Genomic DNA, 7,855 nt, shown 5'->3' on the forward strand with positions numbered 1-7,855 from the left:
TACGTCGCGCAAGCGAGGCGAGGTTAAGAGGACAGCGCCGCCTTCACCAGCCCGCTGGCTTTGCCAAAGTCCATTTGCCCGGCGTATTTCGCTTTAAGCACCGCGATCACCTTGCCCATGTCCTTCATGCCGGCGGCGCCGGTTTCAGAGACGGCGGCTGCGATCGCCGCCTTGACGTCGTCGTCCGACATCTGTTTCGGCAAATACGCCGTGATGATCGCGATCTCCTCGCGCTCCTGATTGGCGAGTTCGGCGCGGCCGCCCTTGTCGTAGAGCTCGACCGATTCCTGGCGCTGTTTTATCATCTTCTGGAATACGCCAAGAAGGTCCGCATCACTGAGCGGCGGCTTGCCTTCGCCACGTGCCGCAATATCCGCGTTCTTGATTGTCGAGTTGACCATGCGCAGCGTGGAAAGCTTGCGCTCGTCCTTGGCCCGCATCGCGTCCTTGACGGCGTTGTTGATGTCGTCGCGCAGCATCGTGATGTCCTCTCGCGGGCTGAAGTCGCTGGAAGCCCCTGATCTAGGCCGTTCGTCCCCCGGAAACAACTAGCTCCGCAGCCATTCGACCAGCGCCTCGGCAGTCGGCAATGGCTGCTCCAGCGGCGTCAGGTAGCCGCAATCGGGGATGATGACGAGTTTGGCCCCGGGAATGCCGCCGGCCATTTCCGTCGACAGCGAATTCGGCACGGTGTTGTCCTCGTCGCTGGATAGAACCAGCGTCGGGCACTTGATCCACGCCAGCGTCGACCGCGAGTCCGGCCGGCCCATGATGGCCGTCAGCTGGCGCACGAAGCCCTCGGGCCCGACATCGTCGCCCATGTCATGCACCAGCTGGCGCAAGGAAGCGTCATCCCGCCGCGACGGATGCACGAAGCCGGCAAACAGCTCGTCGAGGATGGCGCGGTATTCGCCGGCTTTGGCACGGGCGATCTGGCCGCGCCGCCGTTCGCCGGCCTCCGGCGTATCGGGGCGCGCCTGGGTGTTCATCAACGCCAGCTTTGCCACCCGCTCCGGCGCCTGCCGCATGATTTCAAAGGCGATGTAGCCGCCCATCGAATGGCCGGCCAGCGCGAAGCGCGGCGGCGCCTCGGCCAGGATCCGGCGGGCGATCGCGCCCATATGGTCGTCGCGGATGTGATTGGCCACCGTCACCGGACCGAATCGCCACAACGCCGGGACAACAGGCGCATAGATGCGCGGCGAGCAGGCCAGCCCCGGAACCAGCAGGATCGGCATCGGATTGTCCATGCTTGGCTCCGGATCGGGCGGTTTTCGGGGGTAAATCGGGCAAATCGGCCCTGGACGGGTGACTCCAGATTAGGACCCCCGCCCCGCCTGTCAAATATGCGCAAAGTGCATGTGAATCCGCTGCTTCCGGCTTTGACGCCCGGGAATGCGGCGACTATGTAATGCGCTCATGACATCTCCAGAAAACAGTTCAGCCTGGCCGGACCACAAACCGACCGCGCTCCTCGTGCTTGCCGACGGCACCGTGCTGGAAGGTTTCGGCCTCGGCGCGGAAGGCCAGGCGGTCGGCGAAGTCTGCTTCAACACCGCGATGACCGGCTATGAGGAGATCCTCACCGATCCCTCCTATGCCGGACAGCTCATCACCTTCACTTTTCCGCATATCGGCAATGTCGGCACCAACGACGAGGACATCGAGACGGTGAACATGGCGGCGACGCCAGGCGCGCGCGGCGTGATTTTGCGCGCCGGCATCACCGATCCCTCGAACTACCGCTCCGCCAGGCATCTCGACCAGTGGCTGAAGGCGCGCGGCATCATCGGCCTGTCCGGCATCGATACCCGCGCCTTGACCGCACTGATCCGCAGCAAGGGCATGCCCAATGCCGTGATCGCGCATGCCAAAGACGGCAAGTTCGATCTGCATGGCCTGAAGGAAGAAGCCCGCGAATGGCCCGGCCTCGAAGGCATGGACCTGGTGCCGATGGTGACATCCGCGCAGCGCTTCACCTGGGATGAGACGCCGTGGGCGTGGGAAAAGGGTTTCGGCCGGCAGACCGCGCCCGAGTTCAACGTCGTCGCGATCGACTACGGCATCAAGCGCAACATCCTGCGGCTGCTGGCCGGCGAAGGCTGCAAGATCACGGTGGTGCCGGCGACCACCTCGGCCGAAGACATTCTGGCGATGAAGCCCGACGGCGTGTTCCTGTCGAACGGCCCCGGCGATCCCGCCGAAACCGGCAAATACGCCGTGCCCGTGATCCAGAAGGTGATCTCTTCGGGCACGCCGACATTCGGCATTTGCCTCGGCCACCAGATGCTCGGCCTCGCCGTCGGCGCCAGGACCAGGAAGATGCATCAGGGCCATCACGGCGCCAATCATCCGGTCAAGGACGAGACCACCGGCAAGGTCGAGATCACCTCCATGAACCACGGTTTTGCCGTGGACCAGGACACCCTGCCAGCGGGCGCGACGCAAACCCACATCTCGCTGTTCGACGGCTCCAATTGCGGCATCTCGCTCGACGGGCGACCGGTGTTCTCGGTGCAGTATCACCCCGAAGCCTCCCCCGGCCCCCGCGACTCGCATTATCTGTTCAAGCGGTTCGCGGACCTGATGCGGGCGAAGAAGGGCGGGTAGTTCCGCCGTCGTCCTTGCGCAGCCACTCCGCCGTCATCCTGAGGTGCTCGCCCTCTTCGGGCGAGCCTCGAAGGATGGAGAGACCAGCCCCGCGGCCATCCTTCGAGGCGCTCATCGGCGCAACAGCGCCGCCGAGCGCACCTCAGGATGACGGCGGCGTAGGCTGAGAGGCGCAAAAACGCTGGCGCGTGAGAATACGATTTAGTATGATGATCATCATAATAAGTCGCAGGTATCCCCATGAACGACGCGCCCACCCCCGCCGTCGAATACGGCGTCACCCCGACCGAGGTCATGGCGTCGATGGCGGGCGTCGATTTCGTTCGCGCCATCTTCGAGGGCCGGTTGCCGGCGCCGCCGATCATGCAGACGGTCGAACCGTTCGATTCCAGCACCGAGCCCGGCATCGTGGCGTTCCACAGCGTCCCCGGCTTCCGGCATTACAATCCGATCGGCTCGGTGCATGGCGGCTACGCTGCGATCCTGCTGGATTCGGCGATGGGCCTTGCTGTGCATTCCGCGCTGCCGGCCGGCACCGGCTACACCACGCTGGAGTTCAAGATTTCCTTCATCAAGGGCATGACCCAGGACACCGGCCCGGTGCGCAGCGAAGGCCGCACCTTGAGCGTCGGCCGCCGCGCCGCGACGGCGGAGGCGCGCATTACCGACGCCAAGGGCCGGCTGCTGGCGCATGCCACCACGACCTGCCTGGTGTTCGAGATACCGAGGGGAACTTGAGCGGCTGACACCGGTTGAATCCACGCGTATCCTTTCGTTCGGAGAACCATCATGCCTGTCGTCCGCCAGGACGTCGAACCGCTCACCTTCGTGTTCGCGGACGACGGCCTCGTTCCCAACAATCCGATGCCGTTCCTGGTCTACAAGGGCGCGATCGACGTCGCCAACGGGCATCCCGAAACAACCATCGAGGGCGTGTTCGGCGCCAATGGCTGGGGCGCGATGTGGCGCAACGGCGTGTATGATTTTGCGCATTATCACGCCACCGTGCATGAAGTGCTCGGCGTCGCACGCGGCCATGCAAAGGTGCGCTTCGGCGGCGACCAAGGCGAGGTGCTGGAAATTTCTGCCGGCGACGTCGCGATCCTGCCCGCCGGCACCGGGCATCAATGTCTGGCGTCGAGCCGCGATTTCCGTGTCGTCGGCGCCTATCCGCCGGGCCCGCCGATGGACTTGCAGCGACCGACGCCGGAAAAACATGCGAAGGCGTTGCAGACGATTCCGCAGGTGAAGTTGCCAAAAACCGACCCGGTGCTGGGCGCGGATGGGCCGCTGGTGCGGCTGTGGAAGTAGCAGAACCTAATCGTAGCCCCGCAAGAACCCATACCTGCCAGGGACGCCTATCCCCCGTCGATTGAGGCCGAAAATTCCCGGCGAAGACTTACTTCAACATTAGACCAAGATGTGGTCGGCACAATCCTCAACTCCGTGCCGTATTCGCTCCGCGCTGCATCAATGATCTGGCGAAACCATTTGGAATATGACCACTCACGCGGCTTGGGAGCGTATAAACACTGCCGTCCATCGTCCCAATTCACTTCCATCGCTGCCCGATAGATGAACGGAAAGGTACACGAGGCTGGCTTAACCCAAAGCGAGCCATCGCCGTCTATCCCTACCGCCTCGATCTCGTCTGATCGCATTTCCGTACCCGCATTGGGGATTATGCCGCCCATCAGAATGGGGGCAATGGCAAACGAGAGCAAGGCCATTAAACGGATTGGCGCGCCACAAACACCGCCGTCATCCTGAGGTGCGCGCTCTTGCGCGCCTCGAAGGATGGCCGCGGGGGATAGTCATCCTTCGAGGCTCACCGAACAGCGCTCACGCGCTGTCCGGCTCGCGCCTCAGGATGACGATATCGTCCTACGCCGCGTTGCCGCCTTGCTGGCGGGTGGCTTCGAACAGGAACCAGGTGCGGCGCTCGGTCTGGTCGATGAAGTTTTCCAGCAACGAGGTGGTGCCGACATCTTCGTAGTCGTCGGCCAGCTTGCGCGCCTTGCGCATCGCCGCCGCCATTTTCTTGTTGTCTTCCATCAATTCACGCAGCATCTCGCGCGGCGGCACGTAGGACTCGTTGTTGTCCTTGACGGTCTGCAATTTCGCGACCTGCCCGATCGAGCGCAGCGTGACGCCGCCGATCTTGCGGACACGTTCGGCCAACTCGTCGGTGGTGGCGAAGATCGCGGCGGCCTGCTCATCGAGCAGCAAATGATAGTCGCGGAAATGCCGGCCCGAGACATGCCAGTGAAAATTCTTGGTCTTCATGTAGACCGCGAAGGCGTCGGCCAGCAGCAGATTGAGCGCCGCCGAAATCTTGTCGACGCCCCCCTGCGGCAGGTCGGTGGGCGTATCGAGGTCGGGGGACACCTTGCTGGACTTGTTATCGGCCTTGTTCTCTGCCTTGGCTTTGCTCACGTTGCACCTTCCTGTTAGGAACCGGATATTCGACGTTGGACAGTGGTCGCCGGACCATCTAACGCAGCATATACGTACCGGGTTCCACGCCCGGAACCCCGTTTTGCCGGACACATCAGCGATGGACGACTGGATCGACTATTACGATTCCACGCATACAATCTACGCGAGCAGGCTGCATCGCGACCTGCATTTCCAGATCATCGCCCGGGACATCATCGGCTACATCTCCTCCCCCGATGCTGTGGTGCTTGATTACGCCTGCGGCGAAGCACTGTCCGCGGCCAAGGTCGCCGACGCCTGCGGCAAGCTGTATCTTGCCGAACCCGCGCCCGGCGTGCGCGGCCGGTTGATCGCACGCTTTGCCCCGAACACGAAGATCCGGGTGCGCTCGCTCGATGACCTCCGTAAGATGGAGGAAAAATCCATCGATCTCGCGGTCATGAACTCGGTCGCCCAATACATGACGCCGGCCGAACTCGACCAGGCCTTTGCGGTGGTCAAACGGCTGCTGAAGCCCGGCGGCCGGCTGGTGGTGGGCGATATCCTGCGCCCTGAAGTCGGCATGGTCAGGGACGTGGCGGCATTGCTGCGCTTCGCGCTCACCCACGGCTTCCTGAAGGATGCGCTGGTCGGGCTGGTCTCGACCGCGCTGTCGGACTACCGGCAATTGCGCGCCAAGGTGGGACTGCAGCGCTACAGCGAAGCCGGGATGGTCGCAAAACTGGCCGCCAGCGGTTTCACTGCCTCGCGCGCGCATTCCAATATCGGCCACAACCCGTGGCGGATGACCTTCGTGGCGCGCCACGCGTTTTAGTCCGCCGGCGCGTTAGGGTTAATGAAGGGTAAACATGGATCACCCCGGCGTGATCGACAATGATTGGTTCGGCCCGGTGGCGGAAAGCGTCGACGCGGGAGCAGTGCAATGCTCTTTATCCTGGTTCAAATCCAGGCCGGGCCTCTACGCTTCGCCCTTCAGGCTACGCGTGGCGCAGCCACGCAGGACCGAAAGCGAAGCGTGTCCGGCGTAGCTTGAGCGTAGCGAAGGCGTAGACAGACTGGGCCGCCCTCCCAAACCACGCAAAAATGCCGGTTGATGGGGCCTTTAAGACCCTTTCGCGGGTGCGGAATCTGGTCTAAAGACCACCCGCGCGCGAGGTTGATCCCAAGCGCCGGGTTTGAGGGACGCGCGACAGGCGCGCCCTTTTTTTGTGCCCAGTTCCCAGCCCCCAAGACTTGACACCGAGACTTGATGCCCAAAAGAACCGACATCTCCACCATCCTGATCATCGGCGCCGGTCCCATCGTGATCGGTCAGGCCTGCGAATTCGACTATTCCGGCACCCAGGCGGTCAAGACGCTGAAGGACGAGGGCTACCGCATCGTCCTGGTCAATTCCAATCCGGCCACTATCATGACCGACCCGGAACTGGCCGATGCCACCTATATCGAGCCGATCACCCCGGAAATCGTCGCCAAGATCATCGAAAAGGAACGCGGCGACCGTTCCAGGGGTTTTGCCTTGCTGCCGACCATGGGCGGCCAAACCGCGCTGAACTGCGCGCTGTCGTTGCGCAAGCAGGGCACGCTGGAGGAATTCGACGTCGAGATGATCGGCGCCACCGCAGATGCCATCGACAAGGCCGAGGACCGCCAGCGTTTTCGCGAGGCGATGACCAAGATCGGGCTGGAGACGCCGCGGTCGGTCCAGGTGAAGACACTGCCGGACGCGCTGCGCGCGCTCGACGTGATCGACTTCCCGGCCCTGATCCGCCCCTCCTTCACCATGGGCGGCACCGGCGGCGGCATCGCCTACACCAAGGCGGAATTCATCGAGATCGTCGAACGCGGCATCGATGCCTCGCCGACCTCCGAAGTGCTGATCGAGGAATCCGTGCTCGGCTGGAAGGAGTTCGAGATGGAGGTGGTGCGCGACAAGAAAGACAATTGCATCATCATCTGCTCGATCGAGAACCTCGATCCGATGGGCGTGCATACCGGCGATTCCATCACGGTGGCGCCTGCCCTGACCTTGACCGACAAGGAATACCAGATCATGCGCGACGCCTCGCTGGCGGTGCTGCGCGAGATCGGGGTCGAAACCGGCGGCTCCAACGTGCAGTTCGGCGTCAACCCCGCCGACGGCCGCATGGTCGTGATCGAGATGAATCCGCGGGTGTCGCGCTCTTCCGCACTCGCTTCAAAGGCCACGGGCTTTCCCATTGCAAAGGTCGCCGCCAAGCTCGCGGTCGGCTACACGCTGGACGAAATCGCCAACGACATCACGGGTGGCGCGACGCCGGCTTCGTTCGAGCCCACCATCGATTACGTCGTCGTGAAGATTCCGCGCTTCGCATTCGAAAAATTTCCCGGCGCCTCCACCACGCTGACGACCTCGATGAAATCGGTCGGCGAGGTGATGGCGATCGGCCGCACCTTCCAGGAGAGCCTGCAAAAGGCGCTGCGCGGCCTCGAGACCGGGCTGACCGGGCTCGACGAAATCGAGATCGAGGGCCTCGGTCGCAGCGACGACAAGAATGCGATCCGCGCCGCCTTGGGCACGCCGACGCCGGACCGCCTGTTGCAGGTGGCGCAGGCGATGCGGCTCGGCTGGAGCAACGACGAGATCTTCACCTCCTGCAAGATCGATCCCTGGTTCCTCGCGGAAATGCGCGGCATCGTCGAGATGGAAAGCAAGATCAAGCAGAGCGGCCTGCCCGCACATGCGTTCGGCATGCGGACCCTGAAGGCCATGGGATTTTCCGACGCACGGCTGGCGGTGCTGACCCAGGCCACCGAGGCCGAGGTC

General features: G+C 63.3%; 9 protein-coding genes. 5 read left to right on the plus strand and 4 right to left on the minus strand.

Going from position 1 to position 7,855, the window contains the following annotated elements:
- Positions 1-23: 23 nt before the first annotated feature.
- Complete coding sequence (locus Q8N40_RS21140; protein ID WP_305713178.1) at positions 24-479, minus strand: GatB/YqeY domain-containing protein; 456 nt, start codon at positions 477-479, stop codon at positions 24-26.
- A 69-nt stretch (positions 480-548) separates the two neighbouring features.
- A complete protein-coding gene (locus Q8N40_RS21145; protein WP_305713179.1) occupies positions 549-1,250 on the minus strand; it encodes an alpha/beta fold hydrolase in 702 nt (233 codons plus the stop codon).
- A gap of 169 nt (positions 1,251-1,419) precedes the next feature.
- On the opposite strand from Q8N40_RS21145, the gene carA reads away from it, so the two are divergent.
- The 3 genes from carA (at position 1,420) to Q8N40_RS21160 (ending at position 3,921) form a co-directional block, all read left to right on the plus strand.
- Positions 1,420-2,610, plus strand: coding sequence for a glutamine-hydrolyzing carbamoyl-phosphate synthase small subunit (carA, locus tag Q8N40_RS21150; protein ID WP_305713180.1), 1,191 nt, complete (start codon positions 1,420-1,422; stop codon positions 2,608-2,610).
- A 240-nt stretch (positions 2,611-2,850) separates the two neighbouring features.
- Positions 2,851-3,348, plus strand: coding sequence for a PaaI family thioesterase (locus tag Q8N40_RS21155; RefSeq protein ID WP_305713181.1), 498 nt, complete (start codon positions 2,851-2,853; stop codon positions 3,346-3,348).
- A gap of 51 nt (positions 3,349-3,399) precedes the next feature.
- Positions 3,400-3,921, plus strand: coding sequence for a hypothetical protein (locus tag Q8N40_RS21160; protein ID WP_305713182.1), 522 nt, complete (start codon positions 3,400-3,402; stop codon positions 3,919-3,921).
- Between the two features lie 47 nt (positions 3,922-3,968).
- Here the strand turns inward: Q8N40_RS21160 and Q8N40_RS26740 are convergent, their stop codons facing one another.
- Together Q8N40_RS26740 and Q8N40_RS21165 are read right to left on the minus strand one after the other, a co-directional pair.
- Positions 3,969-4,340: a hypothetical protein gene (locus tag Q8N40_RS26740; protein WP_370870782.1), complete on the minus strand. Its 372-nt coding sequence runs from the start codon at positions 4,338-4,340 to the stop codon at positions 3,969-3,971.
- Positions 4,341-4,494: 154 nt separating this feature from the next.
- The gene (locus tag Q8N40_RS21165; RefSeq protein WP_305318462.1) at positions 4,495-5,046 is read right to left on the minus strand and encodes a Dps family protein; all 552 of its coding nucleotides are present in this window, start codon (positions 5,044-5,046) and stop codon (positions 4,495-4,497) included.
- A gap of 121 nt (positions 5,047-5,167) precedes the next feature.
- Here Q8N40_RS21165 and Q8N40_RS21170 point away from each other — a divergent pair, with 121 nt between their 5' ends.
- On the plus strand, positions 5,168-5,863 hold the full coding sequence (locus tag Q8N40_RS21170; protein ID WP_305713185.1) for a class I SAM-dependent methyltransferase: 696 nt from the start codon (positions 5,168-5,170) through the stop codon (positions 5,861-5,863).
- 435 nt (positions 5,864-6,298) lie between these two features.
- On the plus strand, positions 6,299-7,855 hold a 1,557-nt coding region (carB, locus tag Q8N40_RS21175; protein WP_305713183.1), incomplete at its 3' end, for a carbamoyl-phosphate synthase large subunit.

It is taken from the genome of Bradyrhizobium sp. (assembly GCF_030693485.1).
In the GTDB taxonomy this organism is placed as follows: domain Bacteria; phylum Pseudomonadota; class Alphaproteobacteria; order Rhizobiales; family Xanthobacteraceae; genus Bradyrhizobium.

Excerpts from the sequence above, each read along its gene's own strand:
- Q8N40_RS21140 (WP_305713178.1), bottom strand. The coding sequence starts at position 479 with ATGCTGCGCGACGACATCAACAACGCCGTCAAGGACGCGATGCGGGCC.
- Q8N40_RS21145 (WP_305713179.1), bottom strand. The coding sequence starts at position 1,250 with ATGGACAATCCGATGCCGATCCTGCTGGTTCCGGGGCTGGCCTGCTCG.
- carA (WP_305713180.1), top strand. The coding sequence starts at position 1,420 with ATGACATCTCCAGAAAACAGTTCAGCCTGGCCGGACCACAAACCGACC.
- Q8N40_RS21155 (WP_305713181.1), top strand. The coding sequence starts at position 2,851 with ATGAACGACGCGCCCACCCCCGCCGTCGAATACGGCGTCACCCCGACC.
- Q8N40_RS21160 (WP_305713182.1), top strand. The coding sequence starts at position 3,400 with ATGCCTGTCGTCCGCCAGGACGTCGAACCGCTCACCTTCGTGTTCGCG.
- Q8N40_RS26740 (WP_370870782.1), bottom strand. The coding sequence starts at position 4,340 with ATGGCCTTGCTCTCGTTTGCCATTGCCCCCATTCTGATGGGCGGCATA.
- Q8N40_RS21170 (WP_305713185.1), top strand. The coding sequence starts at position 5,168 with ATGGACGACTGGATCGACTATTACGATTCCACGCATACAATCTACGCG.